Annotated in this window: 21 protein-coding genes and 1 tRNA gene; 13 read left to right on the forward strand and 9 right to left on the reverse strand. The window is 71.2% G+C overall.

What is annotated here, in order from left to right; all coding sequences use genetic code 11:
* Positions 1-105 precede the first annotated feature (105 nt).
* Positions 106-2,325, forward strand: coding sequence for an NADP-dependent isocitrate dehydrogenase (locus tag D1J60_RS29890; protein ID WP_125823201.1), 2,220 nt, complete (start codon positions 106-108; stop codon positions 2,323-2,325).
* 132 nt (positions 2,326-2,457) lie between these two features.
* Here D1J60_RS29890 and D1J60_RS29895 read toward each other — a convergent pair whose 3' ends face one another.
* Complete coding sequence (locus D1J60_RS29895) at positions 2,458-2,931, reverse strand: hypothetical protein (RefSeq protein WP_125823202.1); 474 nt, start codon at positions 2,929-2,931, stop codon at positions 2,458-2,460.
* Positions 2,932-3,485: 554 nt separating this feature from the next.
* On the opposite strand from D1J60_RS29895, the gene D1J60_RS29900 reads away from it, so the two are divergent.
* Positions 3,486-4,640, forward strand: coding sequence for an aminotransferase class V-fold PLP-dependent enzyme (locus D1J60_RS29900; RefSeq protein ID WP_125823203.1), 1,155 nt, complete (start codon positions 3,486-3,488; stop codon positions 4,638-4,640).
* On the opposite strand, the gene cobF is transcribed toward D1J60_RS29900, so the two are convergent.
* Positions 4,627-5,379 (reverse strand): precorrin-6A synthase (deacetylating), encoded by a 753-nt coding sequence (gene cobF, locus D1J60_RS29905; protein WP_125595551.1) that lies wholly within the window; start codon positions 5,377-5,379, stop codon positions 4,627-4,629. The genes D1J60_RS29900 and cobF overlap by 14 nt on opposite strands.
* An 18-nt stretch (positions 5,380-5,397) precedes the next feature.
* On the opposite strand from cobF, the gene D1J60_RS29910 reads away from it, so the two are divergent.
* Genes D1J60_RS29910 through D1J60_RS29925 form a run of 4 tightly spaced genes read left to right on the forward strand, consistent with a single transcriptional unit; the run spans position 5,398 to position 8,675 of the window.
* The gene (locus tag D1J60_RS29910; protein ID WP_125823204.1) at positions 5,398-6,183 is read left to right on the forward strand and encodes a (Fe-S)-binding protein; all 786 of its coding nucleotides are present in this window, start codon (positions 5,398-5,400) and stop codon (positions 6,181-6,183) included.
* Positions 6,180-7,658, forward strand: coding sequence for a lactate utilization protein B (locus tag D1J60_RS29915; RefSeq protein WP_125823205.1), 1,479 nt, complete (start codon positions 6,180-6,182; stop codon positions 7,656-7,658). The genes D1J60_RS29910 and D1J60_RS29915 overlap by 4 nt, the downstream gene beginning before the upstream one ends.
* Complete coding sequence (locus D1J60_RS29920; RefSeq protein ID WP_125823206.1) at positions 7,655-8,281, forward strand: LUD domain-containing protein; 627 nt, start codon at positions 7,655-7,657, stop codon at positions 8,279-8,281. Before D1J60_RS29915 ends, D1J60_RS29920 begins: the two co-directional genes overlap by 4 nt.
* Before the next feature lie 4 nt (positions 8,282-8,285).
* Positions 8,286-8,675, forward strand: a complete 390-nt coding sequence (locus D1J60_RS29925) for a VOC family protein (protein WP_007267700.1) — start codon at positions 8,286-8,288, stop codon at positions 8,673-8,675.
* Here the strand turns inward: D1J60_RS29925 and D1J60_RS29930 are convergent.
* The gene (locus D1J60_RS29930) at positions 8,672-9,163 is read right to left on the reverse strand and encodes a DUF309 domain-containing protein (RefSeq protein WP_125823207.1); all 492 of its coding nucleotides are present in this window, start codon (positions 9,161-9,163) and stop codon (positions 8,672-8,674) included. The two genes, D1J60_RS29925 and D1J60_RS29930, sit on opposite strands and share 4 nt — an antisense overlap.
* 116 nt (positions 9,164-9,279) lie before the next feature.
* On the opposite strand from D1J60_RS29930, the gene D1J60_RS29935 reads away from it, so the two are divergent.
* Positions 9,280-9,356 (forward strand) — tRNA-Pro (locus D1J60_RS29935).
* A gap of 28 nt (positions 9,357-9,384) precedes the next feature.
* Here the strand turns inward: D1J60_RS29935 and D1J60_RS38255 are convergent.
* The 4 genes from D1J60_RS38255 to D1J60_RS29960 all read right to left on the reverse strand — a co-directional run bounded on the left by D1J60_RS38255 (position 9,385) and on the right by D1J60_RS29960 (position 14,103).
* The gene (locus D1J60_RS38255) at positions 9,385-10,203 is read right to left on the reverse strand and encodes a site-specific integrase (protein ID WP_125824261.1); all 819 of its coding nucleotides are present in this window, start codon (positions 10,201-10,203) and stop codon (positions 9,385-9,387) included.
* 912 nt (positions 10,204-11,115) lie between these two features.
* Entirely contained in the window at positions 11,116-11,676 is a 561-nt protein-coding gene (locus D1J60_RS29950; protein WP_125823209.1) for a hypothetical protein, read from the reverse strand.
* Between the two features lie 170 nt (positions 11,677-11,846).
* Positions 11,847-12,830 (reverse strand): SDR family oxidoreductase, encoded by a 984-nt coding sequence (locus tag D1J60_RS29955; protein ID WP_164720992.1) that lies wholly within the window; start codon positions 12,828-12,830, stop codon positions 11,847-11,849.
* A 73-nt stretch (positions 12,831-12,903) separates the two neighbouring features.
* A complete protein-coding gene (locus D1J60_RS29960) occupies positions 12,904-14,103 on the reverse strand; it encodes a hypothetical protein (protein WP_125823211.1) in 1,200 nt (399 codons plus the stop codon).
* A 311-nt stretch (positions 14,104-14,414) separates the two neighbouring features.
* Between D1J60_RS29960 and D1J60_RS29965 the strand changes: the two genes are divergently transcribed.
* The 6 genes from D1J60_RS29965 to D1J60_RS29990 all read left to right on the forward strand — a co-directional run bounded on the left by D1J60_RS29965 (position 14,415) and on the right by D1J60_RS29990 (position 20,294).
* Positions 14,415-16,229, forward strand: a complete 1,815-nt coding sequence (locus tag D1J60_RS29965) for a fatty acyl-AMP ligase (protein WP_125823212.1) — start codon at positions 14,415-14,417, stop codon at positions 16,227-16,229.
* Entirely contained in the window at positions 16,226-16,522 is a 297-nt protein-coding gene (locus D1J60_RS29970) for an acyl carrier protein (RefSeq protein WP_164720993.1), read from the forward strand. The genes D1J60_RS29965 and D1J60_RS29970 overlap by 4 nt, the downstream gene beginning before the upstream one ends.
* Positions 16,519-18,027 (forward strand): NAD(P)/FAD-dependent oxidoreductase, encoded by a 1,509-nt coding sequence (locus D1J60_RS29975; RefSeq protein ID WP_125823214.1) that lies wholly within the window; start codon positions 16,519-16,521, stop codon positions 18,025-18,027. Before D1J60_RS29970 ends, D1J60_RS29975 begins: the two co-directional genes overlap by 4 nt.
* Positions 18,027-18,254 (forward strand): acyl carrier protein, encoded by a 228-nt coding sequence (locus tag D1J60_RS29980; RefSeq protein ID WP_125823215.1) that lies wholly within the window; start codon positions 18,027-18,029, stop codon positions 18,252-18,254. The genes D1J60_RS29975 and D1J60_RS29980 overlap by 1 nt, the downstream gene beginning before the upstream one ends.
* A gap of 90 nt (positions 18,255-18,344) precedes the next feature.
* Complete coding sequence (locus D1J60_RS29985; protein ID WP_125823216.1) at positions 18,345-19,637, forward strand: beta-ketoacyl-[acyl-carrier-protein] synthase family protein; 1,293 nt, start codon at positions 18,345-18,347, stop codon at positions 19,635-19,637.
* Positions 19,638-19,760: 123 nt separating this feature from the next.
* Positions 19,761-20,294 (forward strand): sterol desaturase family protein, encoded by a 534-nt coding sequence (locus tag D1J60_RS29990; protein ID WP_164720994.1) that lies wholly within the window; start codon positions 19,761-19,763, stop codon positions 20,292-20,294.
* Positions 20,295-21,655: 1,361 nt separating this feature from the next.
* Here D1J60_RS29990 and D1J60_RS29995 read toward each other — a convergent pair.
* Positions 21,656-22,933 (reverse strand): hypothetical protein, encoded by a 1,278-nt coding sequence (locus D1J60_RS29995; protein ID WP_206436595.1) that lies wholly within the window; start codon positions 22,931-22,933, stop codon positions 21,656-21,658.
* A complete protein-coding gene (locus D1J60_RS30000; protein WP_125823218.1) occupies positions 22,930-23,892 on the reverse strand; it encodes a hypothetical protein in 963 nt (320 codons plus the stop codon). The genes D1J60_RS29995 and D1J60_RS30000 overlap by 4 nt, the downstream gene beginning before the upstream one ends.
* Between the last annotated feature and the right edge of the window lie 56 nt (positions 23,893-23,948).

The following is a 23,948-nucleotide window of genomic DNA, read 5'->3' on the forward strand; positions in this document are numbered from 1 at the left end:
CCCGGTCTTGCGGCAGGGGGCTGTCCAGACATGCCCGATCACGAGATATCTTGATGTCGAGCAATGTTGCAGACGAGAGACGCAGACTGTGGAGCGGAGCATCCGGTGACTGACTCGACCATCATCTACACGCACACTGACGAGGCCCCGGCCCTCGCGACGTATTCCTTCCTGCCTGTGATCCAGGCCTACGCGTCGACGGCCGGTGTGAATGTCGAGACCCGTGACATCTCCCTGGCCGGTCGGATCATCGCCGTCTTCCCCGAGTACCTCGAGGAGGGGCAGCGGATCGCCGACGCCCTCGCCGAGCTCGGCGAGCTGGCGAAGACCCCCGAGGCCAACATCATCAAGCTGCCCAACATCTCGGCCTCGATCCCGCAGCTGAAGGCCGCGATCGCCGAGCTCCAGGGCCAGGGCTACGCCCTCCCGGACTACCCGGACGACCCGAAGTCGGACGAGGAGCGCGAGATCCGCGCCCGTTACGACAAGATCAAGGGCAGCGCCGTCAACCCGGTCCTGCGCGAGGGCAACTCCGACCGCCGCGCGCCCGGCTCGGTGAAGAACTACGCCAAGACCCACCCGCACCGCATGGGCGCCTGGACCCCCGAGTCGAAGACGAACGTCGCCACCATGGGCGAGAACGACTTCCGCTCCACCGAGAAGTCCGCCGTGATCGCCGAGGCCGGCACGCTGCGCATCGAGCACGTCGCCGCCGACGGTGCCACCACGGTGCTGCGCGAGTCCGTACCGGTCCTCGCCGGCGAGGTCGTGGACGCGTCCGTCATGCACGTCGACGCCCTGCGCACCTTCCTGAACGACCAGATCGAGCGTGCCAAGGCCGAGGGCGTCCTGTTCTCCGTGCACCTCAAGGCCACCATGATGAAGGTCTCCGACCCGATCATCTTCGGCCACGTGGTCCGCGCCTTCTTCCCGAAGACCTTCGCCCGCCACGGCGAGGCCCTCGCGGCCGCCGGCCTGTCCCCGAACGACGGCCTCGGCACCATCCTGAACGGCCTCGGCGGCCTCGCCGACGGCGACGCGATCAAGGCATCCTTCGACGCCGAGCTCGCCGAGGGCCCCGCCCTCGCGATGGTCGACTCCGACAAGGGCATCACCAACCTGCACGTGCCGTCGGACGTCATCGTCGACGCCTCCATGCCGGCCATGATCCGCACCTCCGGCCACATGTGGGGTCCGGACGGCGCCGAGGCCGACACCCTCGCCGTCCTCCCGGACAGCAGCTACGCGGGCGTCTACCAGGCCGTCGTCGAGGACTGCCGCGCCCACGGCGCGTTCGACCCGGCCACCATGGGCTCGGTGCCGAACGTCGGCCTCATGGCCCAGAAGGCCGAGGAGTACGGCAGCCACGACAAGACCTTCGAGATCGCCGCCGCGGGCACCGTCCGCGTCGTCGACGCCGCGGGCAACGCGCTCATCGAGCAGGAGGTCGCCGCCGGCGACATCTTCCGCGCCTGCCAGACCAAGGACCTGCCGATCCAGGACTGGGTCAAGCTCGCCGTCACCCGCGCCCGCGCCACCGGCGCCCCGGCCGTCTTCTGGCTCGACGAGACCCGCGCCCACGACGCGCAGCTCATCGCCAAGGTCAAGACGTACCTCGCGGACCACGACACCGAGGGCCTGACCATCGAGATCCTCTCCCCGGTCGAGGCCACGAAGTACTCCCTGGAGCGCATCCGCCGCGGCGAGGACACCATCTCGGTGACCGGCAACGTGCTGCGCGACTACCTGACCGACCTCTTCCCGATCCTGGAGCTGGGCACCAGCGCCAAGATGCTGTCGGTCGTCCCGCTGATGGCGGGCGGCGGCCTCTTCGAGACGGGCGCCGGCGGCTCCGCCCCGAAGCACGTCCAGCAGCTGGTCAAGGAGAACTACCTGCGCTGGGACTCGCTGGGCGAGTTCTTCGCGCTGGCCGCCTCCTTCGAGCACCTCGCCGCCACCACGGGCAACGCCCGCGCCCAGGTCCTGGCCGACACCCTGGACCGCGCGACCGGCACCTTCCTCAACGAGGACAAGTCGCCGACCCGTCGCCTCGGCGGCATCGACAACCGCGGCAGCCACTTCTACCTGGCCATGTACTGGGCCCAGGAGCTGTCCCGCCAGATCGACGACCCGAAGCTCGCCGCGGCCTTCGAGCCGCTCGCCAAGACGCTGGCCGAGTCCGAGCAGAAGATCGTCGCCGAGCTGAACGCCGTCCAGGGCTCCCCGGCCGACATCGGCGGCTACTTCCAGCCCGACCCGGCCAAGGCCGCCGAGGTCATGCGCCCCTCCGCGACGCTGAACCAGGCGCTCGCCCTGCTGGGCTGACCCCCGGCAGCGGGCAGCAGCAGTAGGCGTTCCGCCCCGGCAGGGCCCCGTGCCCGGCCGGGGCGGACGTGCGTCCGGAGGCGGCGGGCGTGGGTCCGGGGGCGGGCGGACGTGCGTCCGGAGGCGGGCGGCTCAGAGCCGGTGCACCCGGCCCTGGCCCACGGCGAGCGGACGCCGGCCGGCCGCCAGGATGCGCAGCCCGGGCGCGGCGGCGAGCAGCTCCCGCACCCAGGCCAGCGCCTCGGGGCCGAGCCGGTCGGTGCCGTCCAGGACCAGCAGCATGTCCCGCTCCGCCAGCCAGGAGGCCGCGTTGGCCGTGCCGCAGGGCAGGAAGGGCATGCCCGGTACGCAGCCCAGCGCGGCCACGAGGCCGCGTACGCCGCCGTCCGGGCTGACGGTGACCACCGCCGCCCCGTCGCAGAAGTTGGACGCCAGCCGCCGGGCGACGTCCCGCACCAGCAGGCTCCGGGCCTCGTGGAACCGGCCCGTGACCGTCAGCACCCGGCCCCGCCGGACGGCGGTGAGCAGGCGGGACAGTTCGGTGGACGTGGTCGGCAGTGTTCCGGTCGCTCCGCCCGATGGTGTCGGCCGGGAGTCCCCCATCATCACGATGCCCCCCGTCGCATACGTGACCCCGTGCGGCACGAGGGTTGTTTCGCGCCGCGTGACGATGATTATGCGTCAATTCGGCAGCATGGCCAGGGGAATGCCGTATTCCGGCGCATGGTCCGGGAACGCCCTGCTCAGCCGCTGCCTTCGCGGGCCGGTGAGTCCGGTACCTATGACCCGTACGGCCCGTACGGCCCCGGCCGCGGGGCCGGCCCGGGCGGCGTGCGCGCCGCGCCCCGGCCGCCGGCGAGCGGTCGTCGGCAGGGCGCCGATCGGCTCTACTGCCGGACCGCCCCTCGCAACAGGGGCGGTTCCCCCGGGAGGGGACCGGGCGCACCGGCGGCGCTCCCGCTCGTCGGGACGCCGGCTCGCGTGCTCGTCACCGCCCCCTCCTCGCCCGCGCCCGCGCCGCGGCCGGCGTCGCCGGGGACCCCTCGGCCAGGCAGGCCAATCCGGCCCAAGCGGCCCTTCCCTCCCGGGGCGACGAGACCCCATGCTCCGGATGCGGCCCACGAGGCCCGCACCCGACACGTCCCGCACCGGAGGTACCCGTGCCCGCGCCGTCCGCCCCCTCAGCCCCGCCCGCCTACCCCGGCGGCCCCGGCCTCTTCCGGCTGGACCCCGCCGTCGCCCACCTCAACCACGGCTCCTACGGCGCCGTCCCGCTGCCCGTCCAGGAGGCCCAGGAAGCCCTGCGGGCCGAGTTCCACGCCGACCCCGACGCCTTCTTCTTCTCCCTCCCCGACCGGCTGGCCGCCACCCGGGCCCGCATCGCGGCCCGGATCGGCACCGACCCGGACGGCCTCGCGTTCGTCTCCAACGCCACCGAGGGCGCCAACCTCGCCTTCGGGGCCATCCCGCTCGCCGGGGACGACGAGGTCCTCGTCACCGACCACGGCTACGGAACCGTCACCGCGGCCGCCGCCCGCCGCGCCCGCGTCACCACCGTGGCCCTGGACCCGCACCTGCCCGACGAGGACGCCGTGCGCGAGACCGTGCTCGCCGCCCTCACCCCCCGCACCAAGGCGGTCCTGCTCGACCACGTCAGCTCGCCCACCGCCCGGCTCATCGCCTCGCCCCGGCTGCTCGCCGAGCTCTCGGAACGCGGCGTCACCACCGTCGTCGACGGCGCCCACACCCCCGGCATGCTGGCCGAGCCGGTCGCCGGCGCCGACTTCTGGTTCGGCAACCTCCACAAGTGGGGCTACGCGCCCTCCGGCACCGCCCTCCTCGCCGTCGCCCCCGCCCACCGCGCCCGGGTCCGCTCCCTCTCCCCGTCCTGGCAGGACCACCTCGGCTACCCGCGCTCCGTCGAGTTCCGCGCCACCGCCGACTACACCGGCTGGCTGGCCGCCCCCGAGGGCCTCGACCTCATCGAACGGCTCGGCGCCGACGGGGTCCGGGCCCACAACAGCGCCCTCGCCGCCTACGGGGCCGCACTGCTCGCCCGGATCCCCGGCATCACCGAGCTCCCGCACACCCCGGGCCTGGCCATGCGCTCCCTGCTGCTGCCGCCCGGCACCGCCGAGACCCAGGACGCCGCCGCGGCCCTGCGCGAGGAGATCGCGGCCAAGGCCCGCATCCGCACCCTGGTCTGGGCCCGGCCGGGCGGCGGCGGCATCCGGGTCTGCGGGCAGCTCTACAACCGCGCCGAGGAGTACGAACGCCTCGCCGAGGTCCTGCCCGCCTTCCTCAGGGGCGCCTGAGCAGGTAGGTGTCCATGATCCAGCCCTTGCGGGCGCGGGCCTCGCTGCGCAGCTCCTCGATGCGGCCGGACACCTCCGCCAGCTTCCCCTGGACCAGGATCTCGTCCGCGGTGCCCACGTAGGCGCCCCAGTAGATGTAGAGGTCCTGGTCCAGATGGGCGGTGAAGGCGTGCCGGGCGTCCAGCATCACCACCACGTCGTCCACGTCCTGCGGCCAGCCCTCCGCGAGCCGCCGGCCGGTGGTGATCTGGACCGGCCGCCCGACCCGGTTCAGGTTGGTCCGGTGCCGGGCCAGCAGCGCCGACACGCTGCTGATGCCCGGCACCACCTCGTGCTCGAACGCCACCCGGCCGTGCTCCAGCACCTCTTCGAGGATGGCGAGCGTAGAGTCGTACAGCGAAGGGTCGCCCCACACCAGGAACGCACCCGTCTCGCCCTCCGCCAGGTCCTCGGCGATGAACCGCTCGAAGATCTCGGCCCGCGCGCTGCGCCAGCCGTCCACCGTCGGGGTGTAGTCGGCCGGGGTGCGGTCCCGGTCCGGGTCACGGCCCTCCACCAGCCGGTGGCCGGGACGGGCGTGCGCGTCGAGCATCGCCCGGCGCAGACCGGTCAGGTCCGACTTGTCCTCCCCCTTCTCCAGGATGAGGAATGCGTCCGCCGCGCCGATCGCCCTGACCGCCTGGAGGGTCAGGTGGTCAGGGTCGCCCGCGCCTATGCCGATGACTGAGAACTTCTTCACCGGGCTATTGTGCCCATCATGCGCGCCGCCCTGTTCGTCACCTGCGTCAACGACGCGCTGTACCCCCGCACCGGCATCGCCGTCGTACGCCTGCTGGAGCGCCTCGGCGTCCAGGTGGACTTCCCCGCCGCCCAGAGCTGCTGCGGCCAGCCCCAGTACAACACCGGCTACCGCCACGAGGCCGAGCCGCTGCTGCGCCGCACCGCCGCCGCCTTCGCCGGGTACGACCACGTCGTCACCCCCTCCGGCTCCTGCGCCGCGATGATCCGCGAGCACTACCCGCGCATGGGCCGCCGGGCCGCCGAGGAGGGGCGGGGCGGCGGGCTGGCGGAACTCGCGCAGGACCTCGTACCGCGCGTCCACGAGCTCACCGAGTTCCTCGTCGACGTCCTCGGCGTCACCGACGTCGGCGCGTACTTCCCGCACACCGTCACCTACCACCCCTCCTGCCACGGCCTGCGCTCCCTCGGCCTGGGCGAGCGCCCCCGCCGGCTGCTGGCCGCCGTCAAGGGCCTGGAACTGGTCGAGCTGCCCGGCGCCGACGAGTGCTGCGGCTTCGGCGGCACCTTCTCCGTCAAGAACCCCGACGTCTCCGCCGCCATGGGCACCGACAAGACCGCCGCCGCCCGCGCCACCGGCGCCGAAGTGCTCTGCGGCGCCGACAACTCCTGCCTCGCCCACCTCGGAGGCATCCTGCACCGCGCCGGGGACCCGATGCGCACCCTGCACCTCGCCGAGATCCTGGCCGCCACGGAGGAGGACCCCCTGGAGGAGGACCTCTTGGAGGAGGACCCCCTGCCATGACCGGTACGCACCTCGGCATGCCCGCCTTCCCGCCGTTCCCCGAGGCCGCCCGCGAGGCCGTACGGGACGGCGTCCTGCGCGCCAACCTCCGCCACGCCACCCACACCATCCGCGGCAAACGCGCCCGCGCCGTCGCCGAACTCGCCGACTGGGAGCGGCTGCGCGCCGCGGGCAAGGCCGTCAAGGACCACACCCTGCGCCACCTCGACCGCTACCTGCTCCAGCTGGAGGCCTCCGTCACCGCCGCCGGCGGTACCGTCCACTGGGCCGCCGACGCCGACGAGGCCAACCGCATCGTCACGGACCTGGTGCTCGCCACCGGCGAGAGCGAGGTCGTCAAGGTCAAGTCCATGGCCACCCAGGAGACCGGCCTCAACGAGGCCCTGGAAGCCGCCGGGATCGCCGCCTACGAGACCGACCTCGCCGAACTCATCGTCCAGCTCGGCCACGACCGGCCCTCGCACATCCTCGTCCCCGCCATCCACCGCAACCGGCGCGAGATCCGCGACATCTTCCGCTCCGAGATGGGCGGATGGGGCCGCCCCGCCCCCGAGGACCTCGGCGACGACCCCCGCGAACTCGCCGAAGCCGCCCGCCTCCACCTGCGCGAGAAGTTCCTGCGCGCCAAGGTGGCCGTCTCCGGCGCCAACTTCGTGGTCGCCGAGACCGGCACCATGGTCGTCCTCGAATCCGAGGGCAACGGACGCATGTGCCTGACCCTGCCCGACACCCTCATCTCCGTCGTCGGCATCGAGAAGGTCGTCCCCACCTTCCGCGACCTCGAAGTCTTCCTCCAGACCCTGCCGCGCTCCTCCACCGCCGAGCGGATGAACCCGTACACCACCATGTGGACCGGCACCCACGAGGGGGACGGCCCCTCCGCGTTCCACCTCGTCCTCCTCGACAACGGCCGCACCGACACCCTCGCCGACGCCACCGGCCGCCAGGCCCTGCGCTGCATCCGCTGCTCGGCCTGCCTCAACGTCTGCCCCGTCTACGAACGCGCCGGCGGCCACGCCTACGGCTCCGTCTACCCGGGCCCCATCGGCGCCGTCCTCAGCCCCCAACTGCGCGGCACCGCCGGCGCCGTCGACGCCAGCCTGCCCTACGCCTCCACCCTCTGCGGTGCCTGCTACGAGGTCTGCCCCGTCGCCATCGACATCCCCGAGATCCTCCTCCACCTCCGCGAACGCGTGGTCCAGGGCGGCCCCGTGACCCGCGAGGGCGTCCGCGTACGCCTGCGCCCCGCACACGGCCACACCGCCGAACGGGCCGCCATGCGCGCCGCCCGGCTGCTCCTCGACCACCCCGGTGCGCTGCGCGCGGGGGAGCGGCTGCTGGCCCGCGCCCGCCGGCTGCGCCCCCGGCGCCTGCCCGGCCCCGGCCGGGCCTGGACCGACACCCGCGAACTGCCCGACATCCCGGCGGAACCCTTCCGCGACTGGTGGCTCCGAGAACGGGGGAACCGACCTTGAGCACCAGGGACCGCATCCTGTCCCGCATCCGGCGGGCCACCGCCGGGGCCCCGGACGCCCCGCCCGTCCCGCGGGACTACCTCCGCGTCCACGGCAGCCGCACCCCGGCCGAGACCGCGGACCTCCTCGCCGCCAACCTCACGGAGTACCGGGCGACAGTCCACCGCACCGACGAGGACGGCATCGCGCGGCTGCTGGCCCGGCTGCTCGCGGCCTCCCGCACGGTCCTCGTTCCGCCGGCCCTGCCGGGGCACTGGCTGGCGTCCACCGCCGCGACCCGCGTCCACGACGACCCGGCCTCCACCCCGTACGACCTGGACCGCGTCGACAGCGTGGTCACCGGCTGCGCCCTGGCCATCGCCGAGACCGGCACCCTCGTCCTCGACGGCGGCCCCGACCAGGGCCGGCGCCGCATCACCCTGGTCCCGGACCACCACGTGTGCGTGGTCCGGGTCCCCGACCAGGTCGTGGACTCCGTCCCGCAGGCCCTCGAACGCCTCGACCCGACCCGCCCGCTGACCTGGATCTCCGGCCCCTCCGCCACAAGCGACATCGAACTCGACCGGGTGGAGGGCGTGCACGGCCCCCGCACCCTCGACGTCGTCCTCCTCGGCGCACAATAGCCGCATGCCATCCCACATCGCCCTGACCGCCCTCGTGGTCCACGACTACGACGAGGCCATCGACTTCTACACGCGAGCGCTCGGCTTCGAACTCGCCGAGGACACCCCCCGGCCGGACGGTTCCCGCTGGGTCGTGGTCCGCCCGCCCGGCGCCAAGGAGTCCGCCCTCCTCCTGGCCCGCGCCAAGGACGACGCCCAGCGCTCCCGGATCGGCGACCAGACCGGCGGCCGCGTCGGCTTCTTCCTCTACACCGCCGACTTCGCCGCCGACCACGCCCGGATGACCGCCGAGGGCGTCCGCTTCCTGGAGGAGCCGCGCCACGAACCGTACGGCTCCGTGGCGGTCTTCGAGGACCTCTACGGCAACCGCTGGGACCTCCTCCAGCCGGCCTAGGCCCCCGGGTTCCCCGTCAGCCGGGGAGCCTCGGCCGCCGCGTCGACCCGCTCCCCGGCCTCCACCCGCCCGGCCAGCTCCCGGGCCCACCCGACGAGCCCGGCCACGTCCAACCCGTACGCCTCCCCGAGCCCCAGCCCGGCCAGCGCCCCGGCCCCGCGCCGCAGCAGCCGCGCCCCGCCGACGGAGTTCCCCCGCGCGGCGTGCGTCAGCCCCACCGCCAGCTGCGCCAGCGCCTTCCACAGGCCGGCGTCCTCGGCCCGCCCGGACTTCCACGCGTCCTCGAACACCTCGTGCGCGTGGAAGGGCATCCCGGCGTCCAGCAGCCGCTGCGCCTCCGCCACCGTCAGCCCCGGCGCCCGCACCACCCCCTCGGGCTGCCGCGCCACGCCCTCGGCCCCGTACGGCAGCGGCCGCCCCAGCCCGTCCCGCGGCCGCGCACTGCGCGCCCGCCCCTCACCGTCCCGATCGCGTTCCCGTTCCGTCACCCGGCCATCCTCCCCGCCACCGATTACCCGTGCACACGCACCCCTCGCCGTGGGGTAATGTTCTGCATGTGCCCGGCACGAGGGGGAAACCCCAGGTGAGGGGCACGAAGCAGTAACGGGACGTGGCGCAGCTTGGTAGCGCACTTGACTGGGGGTCAAGGGGTCGCAGGTTCAAATCCTGTCGTCCCGACCATGCTTTATGCAGGTCGGAGGCCGTTCTCTCATCCACGAGAGGACGGCCTTTCGTGTGTCCGGGGCCATGGTGGTCGCAATGTGGTCGCACGTCCAGCCTGTGGCTGGTCCGTTGCCGCGCAGAAGGCCGGCGGCGCGGGGGAGTGGACCCGGCCGAGGGCTTCGCGCAGCTGCTGCAGGTGGTCGCGTGGTGGTCGCAGCCATGCCGGGCGGCGTGTTTCGCGGCCGGTGTTCTGGGCTCCGGTGAGGGTGCGGTCGATGGTGTCGACGGCTTCGCGGGCTGCCTGCCGGGTGAGGTGGCTGTAGATGTTCGCGGTGGTCGACAGGGTGGAGTGCCGCAGCGTCTTGGACACCACAGTGCGCGGAACGCCGGCGGAGATCGTGATCGTGGCAGCCAGGTGACGCAGGTCGTGGACGGTGATCCGCGGGACGCCAGCCTCTTCGGACAGCTCGTGTAGCCGGTCGAGGACCTGGTGCGGTCCGAGCGGTCGCCCGTCGGGTCGGCAGAAAACCAGACCGGTGAACGGGTCGTCAGGATCAACCCTCGTACGGGTCGTTGTGAGCGCCCGGTGCCTGAGTGCGGTAGCGACGCGAGGTGAGATGGCGACCCAGGCGCGGCTGGAGCGGGTCTTCGGGGCGGTGATGACGAGGTGGTTGTTGTCGATCGCGGAGAGCGTGCAGCGCACGTAGAGGAGGCCCTCGCCGAGGTGGACGTCGTCCCAGTGGAGTCCGAGGGCTTCGCCTTTGCGCATGCCGGTGCCGATGAGGAACTCGAATAGGTCGGCGATCTCGGGGTCGGCCTGGTGGCAGTAGGTGAGGAAGCGTGCGGCCTCCTGCGCGGTCCAGATGCGTCGTTCCGGTGCCGGCGGGCGGCGTAGGACCGGGGGAGAAGCGGGGTTGTCGGACGGCGTCGCCGAGGGCGCTGGAGAGGGTGGCCAGGCAGCTGTAGAGGGTGGTGCGGCCGCGGCCGGCGGCGAGCTGGCAGGTGACGAAGGCGGAGATGTGGCGGTGGGCGAGCTGGTCGAGCTTGAGTGTGCCGAAGGCGGGGATGAGGTCGTTGCGGACGTAGTCGCGGTAGCGGGCCATCGTGGTCGGCTTCAGCACCAGGGCCTTCGCCTGCAGCCAGGCGTCGAGGTAGGCGGCGACGGTCTGGCTCGGGTCGGCGTTGTACCCGCCGGCCTCGCCCTCGAGGAACCGGCCCAGCGCCTGCTCGGCCGCGTCCTGGGTGGAGAATCCGCCCCGTCGCACCGTGGTGCGGTGACGGTCCGGGGTGGGGACGTCGACGGCGAAGTTCCAGGTGCCGTGCTGGCTGTCCGTGGTCAGGTGGGGGCAGCGGGTGCCGAGCTGGTGGTGCTGGGGGTCTCTGCAGCCGCAGCGGCGGTAGATCCGGCCGCGGCCGACGCTGGTATGCATGGGGATCGCCTCCAGGAGGCGAGAGCTGGAGTGGATTCTTCCAGCGTGCGACCACAGGCGACCACCACGCCTTCCAGAGCCTCTTGACCAGCACGTTTCCCTTGGCAGTGCGCCAAGGGCAGCGCGGTTACCCAGCTCTGCGGGAGCGGCGTACGATCCCCTCTCTCTTCGACGGCACGGGGCATCACCAACCCGCTCGGAGGGCTACCCAAGCTGTAGCCGCCGGTGAGCCCCAGGTTGGGGTTCGTACAGGTCGCGGCCGGCGCCGTTCGGCACCGGCCACGTCTGTCGGCGGACATGGCCCCGGTGGAGCAGGGCGCTGTCACCCCGCTCCGGCCTGCGGATATCTAGGGGGTGGGGAACTTGCTCAGAGGGTTGACGATCTCAGCGTGCCCTTCGAAGGTGAAGAGCGCGGTACCGGCTGCTGCGGGACTCGTACCGAAGGTGTCGGTGAAGGCCGCCGCGGCCGGGGTCGTGATGTACAGGGTGTTGGGTGAGGCGTCGAAGGTGGTGGGGGTGACCTTGGCCAGGCTCGGCGAGGATTTGTAGTGCAGGAAGTCGGTGGGGGTGGCCGGTGAGCCGTCCGGGGCGAAGTCTGCGCTGGTGTCGCCTTCGGTGAGGCGGACGTGGATGTGGAGGTTGGTCACGTCCAGACGGTGTCCGTTGCGCGAGAAGCGCATGCCGCCTTGGAGGGGGGCGTCCCCGCCGGAAAGGTTGGCCTTGGCGGTGCCGGTGCCCGGCAGGGTCACGCAGGTGCCCGTGGCCGTCGCGGGTGCGATGGCTTCCATGGTGACGCCCTGGGCTTCCGCGGCGCGAGCTGCCTCGGGGGTGAGGCAGTACGTTCCGGTGCCGCGCAGAGACAGGTCGGGGCCGATGGCGGCGACGGTGGCGACGGCTGCCACAGCCACGAGTGACAGGGTGGCCAGGCGCTTCGGGGTGGGAGAGATATTCATGCCCCGGTAACGAATCGCCTCCGGATACGACGCGAACAGCGGATCATGATCACCCGAATGCCACGTACCAGCCTCTCGCGGCGACTCACGAAGCTCTTCTGCCGGGAAGCCGGCGCCAGGCCAGGTCAGATCGCCCACGGTGCGCAGCGCCGGACATCGTGCGCGAGGGCCTTCATCGCTTCCGCCCGGGTCAGTTGGCGCGGCAGTAGCCGAGGCAGGTCGCAGGGCAGGGCGGACTGGGTGGGCGGCTGGAATCCGAGTTGGGCCAGGCGCGCCATGCCGTGGGTGCGGGAGTGCGCCGTGGCGGGTTCGGCCAGCAGTGGGCCCCGGGCGGGTCGGCCGGCTTCCTCCAACCAGTCGAGGCAGGCTTCCTCGATGTCGGCCGCGGTCAGCCGCGCCGGCCCGGCGGTGGCCCAGTGAACGCCGCCCACGGTGGGGTCCCCGGCGAGCAGGGCTTCGGTCAGCGCGATGATGTAGTCGACGAGCAGTTCCATGGGCAGGATGTCGCACCAGTGGTCGGGGTTGACGGGCACGCCGCCGGCCCTGCCGCGCAGCAGTACGTCGTACAGGACGTGGGGGAACTGGTGCCGGGGTGGCGTGGAGGCGCTGCGCGAGGCGAACAGCAGAGCGGGCCGCACGATGGCGACGGGCTGCTCACTGTGGGCTGCCCACTCCTCGGCCCGGCGCTTGGAGCTGCTGTAGGCACGCATCGAGCGGGCGGTGAGGTCGTCGCCGGTGACCTCGAAGGCGGCCGCGGCCGAGGAGAGCAGGACCACGGGTGCCTGTGCCTCTGCGGCGAGTCGGAGGATCCGGCGGGTGCCGTCGGCGTTGACGTCGTCGAAGGCGGTGAGATCGGGCGGGGCGAAGGCGGTCAGGGCGCCGCAGTGGACGATGACGTCGGTACGAGCCGCCAGATCGCGGCGCCGGCGGGTGTCCAGTCCGAGGCCCTCGGCGGTGAGGTCGGCCTGTACGCAGGTGGGGGCGCCCGGGGGGCGGCTGCGGTGGACGAGTGCGGTGACTTGGTAGCGGGCGGCGAGCGCCGGGAGCAAAGCGGAGCCGATCACTCCCGTCGCGCCGGTGAGCAGGACGGTCGGGCGAGGCGAAGTCATGGTGTGCCTCCATCGGGCTTGTGGGCGGGACGGCGGATGCGGTGCCCGGTTCGAGACTGGTTGCCGCAAGAGTTCAATGGCGGGTGGCGGCGGCCAGTGTCGCCAGTTCTTGCTCCCACAGGCGGGGCAGGTCTCGGACGTGCTGGTGCTCGCCGCGGGCGGTGAAGGAGACGGTGGCCCGGGTGCCGCAGAGGAGGAGCGCGCTGGAGAAGAGATGGCCGGCGGCGAGCGGTGGCATGGCGGTGCTGCCGATGACGGGGGCTCCATCGAAGGCCAACGGGGTCGGGATCCCCAGCAGGGTGGCGCTGGCCAGCGCGTCCCCCGGGCTGAGTGAGGGCGCGATGTGCTGCCACAACATGTGGTGGGGCGCCCGGTCCAGGATGCGGCGGATCTGGTCTCGGGGCCAGAAGCGGGTCTGCTCGACCATGCGCTCGAGGCGCTGGCCCGCACTCGGCTCGTCCACCGGAAGGAGCAGGCGCGCATGCCCCATCCGGTTGCCTCGGTCCTGGCGCTCGGTGCGGAGTCGTACGTTGAACGGGACCCGCACGGGGACGGGCTGCTGGCATGCGCCCGGTGACAGCCAGGTCCGTACGGCACCAGCCAGGGCGGCGAGGTAGATGTCGTTGAGGGAGGCGCCCGAGGCGCGGACCACGGCACGCATGGTGTCCACGGGAACGTCCACGCAGGTCAGGAGCCGATCATCGGTGCATGGTGGGCAGCTTGCCGACCGGCGGCCTTCAAGCGGCTGCTCGGTCAGGGGAATTGCGGGGACGCGGTCGGTGAACAGGCGCCGGATCGTGTGCGCGACGGCTGCGCCGTCCTGGGCGGCGTGGTGGACGCGGTAGGCGAGCAAATATTCGTCCTCGCGTTCAGCGTCCAGCAGCCACACACCCCAGCGCGGCCGGTCGTCCGGAACCGGCTGGTTGGCCATCCTCTCCGTACCTGTGCGTGGATCGCCGCCGCCACCGAGAACGTGAACGTGATCGCCCACATGGAAGGAGTCGAACGGGTTCCAGCGCTCCTCGCGGGGCGGACCGTCCAAATACTCCTGGAGTACGGGTACTTCAGCCAGGCGGGCAGCGATCAGGGAGGCAAGCCGCTCCGGGCCGGGTCTGGGGCCGCGCAGCCGTAGGGCGACACCGACGACGAATCCGTCGTCGGGACGCTGACGCGCCCACTCCAGCATGCCGCGGTCCTGCGCGGGGCTGAACTCCCCCTCGGCCGAGAGCGCGGCAGGCCCCCCATTGCCCTTGGCCGCCACCGGTTCCTCCACTTCTCGGTCTTTATATGAAGGGGAACGGCCCTGGACGGGTTTGGTTACTACCGGTGCTGGTGGGGGCGTCACCTCAGCCCTTCCCCAGTCACCTGAACGGCGGCATGAATGACCCGAATGGCTCAGGTGGCTTCTGCTCGATTGCGATGGGGAGTGCAACGTACGGTCAGCTGCTGGTCATGGACGGCCGCGCTCCGTGCTTCGGCCTACCCAGCCGGCCCGCCCGGCCCGGGACAGCAGACCTCCCCGTCGGAACGTCCGTTCCACATGCCCACAGTTCGCCCGACGCTCGGTGAAAGGAACCTCCGGTCATGCCCGGCCACTGCGACTCCGGTTCTGCCTCCTCGCTCGCTGCTGCTGCCCCGGGTGCCTTATCGGCGAAGCCGGAGTGGGCCCCGCTTCCGGTTGTCGTCAGCGGCCATGCCGCCGATTGCGGCGACCGTCCCGCGCTCAGCTTCGTCAGCTACAGCCACGTCCCGGAAGGGGCCTGGCACACGCTGACCTTCGCGGAGGTGGACCTGCGGGCACGGGCGCTCGCCGCCGCTCTCGAAGCCCGCTTCCCCCGGGGCGAGCGCGTGGCAGTGCTGTGCCCGCAAGGCAGCGGGTACGGTCTGGCGTTCCTGGCCTGCCTGTACGCCGGCATGATCGCGGTACCGCTGTTCCCGCCGGAGGATCCCCGCCGTACCGGCCGGCTGAAGGCAGTGCTGGCGGACGCGGATCCGGTGTGCCTGCTCACCGTGGAGCAGGAGTCGGCACCCTGCCGGAACCTGGCCGACGGGCGCCTGCCGGTATGGGCGGTGGACGACATCGATCTCAGCCTCGCAGCCCACTGGTCAGGACACGCTGCCGCCCCGGGGGACCCCGCCTACCTGCAGTACACCTCCGGCTCCACCGGAAACCCCCGGGGTGCCGTCATCACCCACGGAAACCTCGTGGCCAGCACGCGCCAGGTCATCGAGGGTTGCGGCCTGTCCGACAGCACCCCCCTTGCAAGCTGGCTGCCGCTCTACCACGACATGGGGCTCTGCAACGGCGTGCTCCTCCCGATGCTGGCCGGCGCGCACCTGGCGCTCATGTCCCCGCTGGCATTCATCCAGCGCCCCGTGCGCTGGCTGCGGCTGCTCGACGCGCACCGGGCCCACCTCAGCGCCGGCCCGAACTTCGCCTACGACCTCTGCGTCCGCAGGATCCCCGAACCCGCTGACCTGAACCTGGATTTGAGCTGCGTGCGCGTGCTGACCAACGGGGCGGAGCCGGTTCGCCCGGGCACCCTGCGCCGCTTCACCGAGGCCTTCGCGGGCTCGGGGCTCGCCCCTGATGTGGTCAAGCCCAGCTACGGGCTGGCCGAGGCCACCGTGCTGGTGTCCTGCAACCGCGTCGGACAGCGCTGGACCGAACTCGTTCTGGACAGCGCAGCGCTCGCCTCCGGCCGGGTCCGCGTCCTGAACGGCACCGCAACCGCCGCCGGTGCAGGGGCGACCACGGTCGTGGGCTGCGGTCGGCCCGTCGGCCAGGACGTACGGATCGCCGACCCGGAGACCGGCGTCGAGCGGGAGCCCGGCCTCACCGGTGAGATCTGGGTACGCGGCCCCAATATCGCCGCTGGCTACTGGAACCAGTCGGAGTCCTCCGCCGAGCTCTTCGACCGGACCCTGAAGAACCTTGACGGCGCCGAGCATGGCTGGATGCGTACGGGGGACTTGGGCTTCGTACACGAGGGGGAGGTGTTCGTCCTCGGCAGGATGAAGGACGTCATCATCATCCACGGCGCCAACCACGCGGCCACTGACATCGAGGACACCGTCCACCAGGCGATCGGCGAAGCCGTCCCCGGCGGGGTCGCCGCCTTCGCCGTACCGGGCGACGACCACGAGGGCGACCGGCTCGTCATCGTCGTGGAACTCACCGCCGGGCCCCTGCAAGCCGAGTCCATCGGCCTGCGCCACCGCGTCCAGACCGCCGTCGCCACCCGCCACGGCGTGCGGCCCTACGACGTCCTCGCCGCCAAGCGCGGCAGCCTGCCACGTACCACCAGCGGCAAGCTCCGGCGCGGCGACTGCCGTGACCGCTACCTCGTGGAGCGGGACGCGACCTGCCTGACCACGAAGATCAGGGACGCCCAGTGAAAGACCACACCGAGATCTCGGACATCACCGACTGGCTGGCCGGCCACCTCGCCGCCCTGCTGGACGTCCCCGCCGCGGACATCGACACCACCGTGCCTCTGGATGCCCTCGGTGTCACCTCGATGGAAGAGGTCGCCCTCACGGGCGCCCTGGAAGAGCAGTACGGGCTGACCATCCCCCTCACCGACGTGAGGCGCCACCCCAGCGTCGAGTCCCTCTGCGCCCACCTCAACGGCCTCGTCGCCCAACACCCCAACGAAGCCCTTTCCTCGACCGGGGAAGGCGCGGCATGAGCGGTCCGGCCGGCCGATCGCCGCGTGTCGCTGTCATCGGGGCAGGCGTATCGGGCCTCTGCATGGGGCACCGGCTCAAGAGCGCGGGCATCGACGACTTCGTCATCTACGAGAGGGCGCCCGAGGTCGGCGGGGTGTGGCGGGACAACACCTACCCGGGCCTCAACTGCGACCTGCCCTCGCGCAACTACGCGTACTCCTTCGCCCCGAACGCGGAGTGGACGCAGTTCTACTCCGACGGCCAGGAGATCCGCCGCTACCTCAACCACGTAGCGGACACCTGCGGCCTGCGCGAGCACATCCGGCTCGGCGAGGAAGTCACCACCGCGACCTTCGCCGACGGGCAGTGGACTCTCGAGACGGCCCTGGGAGCGACGGAATCGTTCGACTTCCTCCTGTGCGCCACCGGACTGCTCGTCCATCCGAAGGTTCCGCAGATCCCCGGCCTGGACGAGTTCGCGGGCGCCGCATTCCACTCCTCGCGCTGGGACCACACCGTCCCACTGGCAGGGCGGCGGATCGCCGTCATCGGAACGGGATCAACCGGCGTCCAGCTCACCTGCGCACTCGCCGAAACGGCCGGCCGCTTCATGCTCTTCCAGAGAACCCCGCAGTGGGTCTTCCCGAAGGTGAACAAGCGCTACAGCGCCTGGGCCAAGGCGGCCCACCGACGCATCCCGGGCTTCTCCCGCCTCGCCGACCACGCATGGCGTCTCGCCTATGAACACACCATCGGCGCGGCGCTGGTCAAGCCGGGGTTGCGGCGCGCCCTGTTCGGCCTCGGATGCCGCCTCGCGCTGAGGAGCGTCCGGTCGGCTCCGCTACGGCGCAAACTCACCCCCGACTACCAGCCGATGTGCAAGCGGATCGTCACCGCCTCCGGGTTCTACCGGGCCGTCCAGCTACCCCACGTCGACGTGGTGACCGAGTCGCTCGAGAAGATCACGCCCACCTCGATCCTCACCGCCGACGGCCAGGAACACCCGGTGGACGTCATCATCCTCGCCACCGGATACCACGCGGACGCCTACACCCGGCCCATGAAGGTGACCGGACAGGACGGGATCACCCTGGACGCGGCATGGGCGGACGGTCCACGCGCCTACCGGACCGTCGCCGTCTCGCGCTTTCCGAACATGTTCCTCCTGTGCGGGCCCAACAGCCCCTATGCCAACGAGCCGGTCCTGCGAACGGCGGAAACCCAGGCCGACTACATCATGCAGTGGATCTCCCTCTTTCAAGAAGGGAAGATCTCGCAGGCCGCCCCCACCCGTGAGGCGACCGACTCCTACAACGCCGCCATCAACCGGGCGCTCCCACGCACCGTCTTCGCCGCCGGCTGCGCCAGCTGGTACCAGGACGTGCACGGCGTGCCGGTGATCTGGCCGTGGACCGCGAGCCGGCACCGAAAGATGCTCGCCGCGATCCGGCCCGACGACTTCGATACCCGACCCGGTCATGCACATCCCGAGGCGGACCGGCCCCTACAGATGGAGAACCCCTGATGTACGAGAAGCTGCTCGCTCTGCTGGACGAGATGGGCATCGACATCGCGCAGGCGACACCGCAGACCACCTTCCGCGACCTCGAGATGGACTCCCTGTCGCTGACCGAGCTGGCTGTCAACATCTCGGACGATACGGGCGTCTTCGCCGACGGCGAGGTCAGGGACATGACCCTCGCCCAGGCCGCACAGCGCCTGATGCAGGCAGCCGAGCCGCAACAGGCGTGACGCGGCGGGTCGCCCCCACCTCCCCGCCACACCAGCGGAACCTGCAGCGATCAGCGCCGCCCTCTGACCTCACGGATGAAAGTAAAATCCATGACCGGCACCCGCCAACAACCCGCGACGGCAACCGCACGTCTCGGCCCAGTCCCGGGCCAGGAATTGACGAAGCGACCCGAGATCGCCGTCACCGGCCTCGGCATGCTCACCCCCGCCGGAACCGATGTGGAAACCACCTGGCACGGCGTCTGCGACGGCACGCCCACCGCTGCCACCTTCGACCGGCTCGCCGGACTTCCCGTCGATTTCTGCTGCTCCATCCCGTCGTTCGACGCCGACGCCGCGATCGGGCGCCGCACCGCCCGTCGCCTGGACCGCTCCACGCAGCTCGTCATCGCGGCCGCCAAACAGGCGCTGAACGATGCCGGTCTCGACCCGAACACCTGGGACAGCGCCCGAGTCGCGGTCATCACCGGCATCGCCCTCGGCGCCTCCCACACCTGGGAGAACCAGCACGACATCCTGCGCGACCGCGGACCCAAGCAAGTGTCGCCCCTAATGATCACCATGATCGGGCCGAGTGCCGTGGCAGGGGAAGTCGCGCTCGCCTGTCGCGCCCACGGTCCCAGCCTCATGACTGCAACCGCCTGCGCTTCCGGCGCCACGGCCATTTCGCTCGGGCGCGACCTCCTCGCTACCGGACAGTGCGACATCGTCATCGCCGGCGGCACCGAATCCTGCGCCACCCCTCTGATCGTGACCGGCCTCGCCCAACTCGGCGCCCTCTCCAGGCGATGCGACGACCCCGCCGCCGCTTCCCGGCCCTTCGACCAGGCGCGTGACGGATTCGTCCTGGGCGAAGCAGCCGCCGTCCTCATCCTCGAACGGGCGAAGGACGCGAGGGCACGCGGCCACCGGCCCCGCGCCCTACTCGCCGGCTGTGGCTCCACCACCGATGCCCATCACCCCACGGCACCCCACCCTGAAGGCCGCGGGGCCAAGGAGGCCATGCGCCTGACCCTGGCCGACGCCGATCTCAGCCACCACGACGTCGCGTACGTCAACGCGCACGGCACCTCGACCCTCCTCAACGACGCCGTCGAAGCCGACGTGATCCGCACCCTGCTGCCCCGCGGACCCCTGGTCACCTCCACCAAGGGGGTGCTGGGCCATTCATTGGGGGCAACAGGCGCGGTCGAAGCGGCTCTGACCGTCCTGAGCGTGCAGCACTCCCTGGTCCCCCCGACTGCCAACCTGGAGAGCCCGGACTTCGGCTGCGACCTGAACTTCGTCACCAAGGCCGCCGAGAGCCGGCGCATCGAGGCGGCACTCAGCAACTCGTTCGGCTTCGGCGGCCACAACGTGGTCCTTGCCTTCCGGGCCCCGTGAATCCATGCACATCAGGAGCGAGCGATGACGCCTTCCCACGCAGGTCGCACAGAGCGCCGACCTGCCTCGCCGCCCGAGTTCGGATCCGGAATCCCGGAGGGTTTCACCCGGATCCACCCGGCCGTGCCCGTCATCCTCTACGGCCCGGCCGTCATCCTGCTCACGGCTCTGGCGCTTCCGTACGTCGACTGGCCCGCACTGGTCGGATACGGCGTGCTCGGCTACCTGGCATGGACACTGACGGAGTACTGGGTCCACCGGGCAGCCTTCCACTTCACCCCGAGAGGACCACGAACGCAAAGGCTGCACTGGATGGTGCACGGTCTTCACCATGACCACCCCAGCGATTCGCGGCGCCTGGTCCTGCATCCTCTGGCCACCCTCCTCGGCAACAGCACCACCTACGGCCTCAGCCACACCCTCTTCGACGCAGGCGCCGCGGACGCCTTCACTGCCGGATTCATCGCCGGCTACCTCCTCTACGAGGCACTGCACTACCACCTGCACCACAACTCGCCGTCATCCGTACTCGGGCGTCGCTTGCGCGCACACCACCTGCGCCACCACTTCCAGGACGACGGCCGCGGGTTCGGCATCAGCTGCCCCTACTGGGACACCGTCTTCGGTACGGCGCCCGCACCCGCAGGGACGCACTGACTCTGGCCTGCCCCACGGGAGAGCTACGAACTCCTACTCGAAGCGGCGTGCAGCAGTGGGTGACCCGGTCGCCATAACAGCGCAGCCGAACCCACTTGTCACCTGGACCGGCACCTGCCACCGACCGACAGGCCACCTCATGGCAGCCCTGCGACAGATCTGACGAAGCACTCCAGCACGTGTCCGGCCGGTCGCTGCGCGGCTGCGGACCCTCCCTCCGGGGGAAGGGCCGGGAAAAGCAGTTGGCCGACAGGTGTTGCAGGTGACGCTTTGTCGGCGGCCCGCTGAGGGGGCCTGCCGTGCCCACCGGTTTGGCGCGGGAGGTCAGCCCCTGCCGAAGCTCCTGGAGGCATGCGGCGGGGAGGGTCATGTGGTGCCCCTTGGGGGCCAGTTGGGGCCCAGTGCCCACGTCGATGGGCGCACAGCATGTATGGATGTGCATGCTGTGCGCCCTCGGATTGCCGTATGTCTGGACTTTTTTCACCGACCCCCTGGGGGTCAAGGGGTCGCAGGTTCAAATCCCGGTCGTCCCGACCAGCGTTTATGCAGGTCGGAGGCCGTTCTCTCACACGTGAGAGGGCGGCCTTTTCCGTGCCCGGAATGCTGGTGGTCGCAGCCATGCCGGGCGGTCTGTACGCGTGCTGGTCTTCTCGGCTCTGGTCAGCGTGTGGTCGACGGCTTCGCAGGCTGCCTGCTGGGTGAGGCAGCGTCTTGGAGACCACGGTCAGCGGCACGCGGGGTGAGATGGCGACCCGGCCGCGGCTGGAGGGGGTCTTCGGCGTGGTGATGACGAGGTGGTTGTTGTCGATGGCTGAGAGGGTGCAGCGGACGTAGAGGACGTGTTCCACGTAGGCCGAGATGTGGCGGTGGGCGAGCTGGTCGAGCTTGAGGGTGCCGACGTGGGGACGAGGTCGTTGCGAACGTAGTCGCGGTACCGGGCCATCGTCGTCGGCTTCAGCACGAGCGCTTTCGCAGTGAGCCACGCGTTCAGATAGGGGCGGCGATAGTGGTTCGGGTCGGCGTCGAACCCGCCGGCCTCGCCCTCGAGGAACCGCCGCAATGCATCGGCTGAGTCTTGGCTGACGAACCACCTCGACGGACCGTCGCCCGACGACGTTCCGGTGCAGGGACATCGACGGCGAAGGCCCAGGTCCCGTGGGTGCTGTCGGTGGCCAGGTGAGGACAGCGAGCACCGATCTGGTGGCGGTGGGTGTCCCGGCAGCCGCAGCGGCGGTGGGCATACCCTCGGGGACCGGAAATCGTCTGCTCATGGTCGGGATGGCAGCGGGTGGTCCGCAACTGGTCCGGATCTCGGTCCGCCCAGGGGCAGCGTCGTCTTGGGTCGTAGCGGGCGCTGAGCGTCAGGCTGGGGAGTCGCCGGCCTGGGTCTTGAATTCGCGATCACGAGGAGAGATCAGTGTGCCGTGGTGGAAGCCGAGCCGAGGGTCGTGCCGCCAGGAGAGGCCGTCGACGTACTGCCGCAGTTCCGGCATGTGCACGCGCTGGCGGACCGTGTTGGCGGGGTAGTCGTAGATGGTGATGGTGTTGAGTCCGCGGTTGGCGGTGAACAGCAGGGTCTGGTCGGCGGAGAGCTGGCAGGCGTACACGGAATCGAGCAGGGTTCCGCGCGAGACCCGCAGGGCGGCGAGGAAGTGCCTGCTGCTCGCGGTCGGTGAGCCGCGGGTGAAGGCGTCGGTCACCTGGTGCAGTGCCTGTCGGCCGGCGAGGAGCTGCTCGGGCAGGCCGGGGCGCTCGTCGATGATCCGGTGGGTGGCGAAGTCGTCCAGGTCGATCATGACGATGGTGCCGCTGCCGCCGTTGCAGTAGATCAGTTCGCGGTCGGAGACGCAGACGTCCGAGTTGATGTGCGCCGGGGTCTCCCGCGGGGCCGTCCAATGGCGCAGGACCTGTCCGTGTGCGGCGTCGATCTCGAAGACGTATTCCTTGAGGTAGGCCATGGCCCATTCGTGCCAGTCGTGTCCTTCCTGGGGCAGGACGCGGAAGGACAGGGCGTAGAACCGGTCTTCGCGGGGGTGGGCGGCCACGTGCCAGCAGGTGGCGGGTAGGCCGACGTGGCGGGCCGTGCCGGTGTGCAGGTCGAAGATGCCGACCTCGCGGGCCTCGCCGCGGCCGGGGTGGTCCATGCCGCCGTAGACGAGGTAACGGCCGGAAGCCGTGGTCTTCATGGCGTGGGGCAGCTTCAGGCCGTGCGGGCCCAGGCGCTCGGGAGCGTCGAGTTTGTCGAGGTCGAACCGCCACAGGTGCTCCCCGATCGCGCCGACGAACTCCCGGTCACCCAGCCAGGTGACGTGCGTGGTGCCTTTGATGGACGAGTCGGTAGGTTCGATCCTCAGGGTGGACAGGCGGGCGGTCTCGTCGAGGGTGGCGGTGTCGTAGAAGAGCAGGTGCTGGCCGGTGTTGCCGAGGAATCCGACGGCGTGGTCCGGGCTGACGCTGACGGCGTGGCCGCCGGCGATGCCGTCGTAGTAGTCGATCTTATAGGCGTACCGGCCGGTGGCGGGGTCGTAGTGGAAGACGCAGACGCCTGCCCGGCCTTCGAGTCCGTTGAGGCCGTTGCCGTCGAGGGCGATGTGGAAAGCGTACGGGTACTCGTGCGGCTCGGTGGCCAACGGGATCAACGGGGCTGCCTTTCGGGCCTGAAGTGACGGAAGCCAGAACTGTCGGTGTAGCCGGGCCGCATCGGCCTCCACGGGGCCCACCCGGCCGGCGGGCTCAACGGCTCGGCCGCGCGGGCGACGGTGTCCCAGAGGGAGGAGGCGGCACCGGCCGCCTCCCCGACCGGCTCGGCGCTGCCCTGCCCGTGTGCCGCGATAGTGCTCAGGGTGATACGGAAGGACGTGCGGTAGGCGTCCTCCACCAGAGCGCGCCTGACTGCGGGCCACAGCACGGGGGTGATCGCCCGCCACAACGGAGGAAGGGCGAACTGCTGATAGGCGCAGACGGTCACTCCAGTGCCGCCCGGGGTCCGGGCGAAGGACACCGAGCCGTCGTCCTGGACGGCGGAGCCGTTCGCACTGTGCACCTGCCGCCAGCGCAGCAGTTGCTTGTCCAGGCCGTAGTCAATGGTTTCCAGCTTGCAGACGTCGAGCACATCCGCGCCGGAGAGTGCGAGGTAGGCGGGCTGGGCCCGGCTGATGCTGCGCTCGAGCTGCCGGATCGGCCTGCCGGCCTCATCCCGCGCCCGGACATCCGTACTGCCGCCAAGGTAGCCGCTGGTCAGACCGATCACCCGGCTGATGTCGAGGGATGCGGTGAAGTCGTCGAACGGAGTGGGCACTTCCGCCTCGCAACGGAACAACACGGCTTCGTCCAGGTAGCGCCACCGCATCCCGTCGGCATCGGGCGGGACGGCCGCGATCAGCTGGTCCAGTGGTTCCAGATGGCCAGTCACCGCCTCGAACTCCGAAGGCCCGAAGGCCAGTACGTCGACGCCGAGCGGTGTCTCCGCCGTACGAGGCGCGGCGTCATTCGGGCTGATCCGGAGGGCGGACGCCAACCCTGTCGCCAACTCGGCCGTTTGGTCGACGACCGTCAGTAACCTTCGCAGCGCCACTTCGGCCAGGGGGATGTTGGGCATGGTTCCGCCCTACCCGGCGCCACCACCTCCCATACCAGCCGTGCTCGCCGAGTCCG

The sequence above is a fragment of the Streptomyces sp. W1SF4 genome (assembly GCF_003950035.1).
GTDB classification, from domain to species: Bacteria; Actinomycetota; Actinomycetes; order Streptomycetales; family Streptomycetaceae; genus Streptomyces; species Streptomyces racemochromogenes.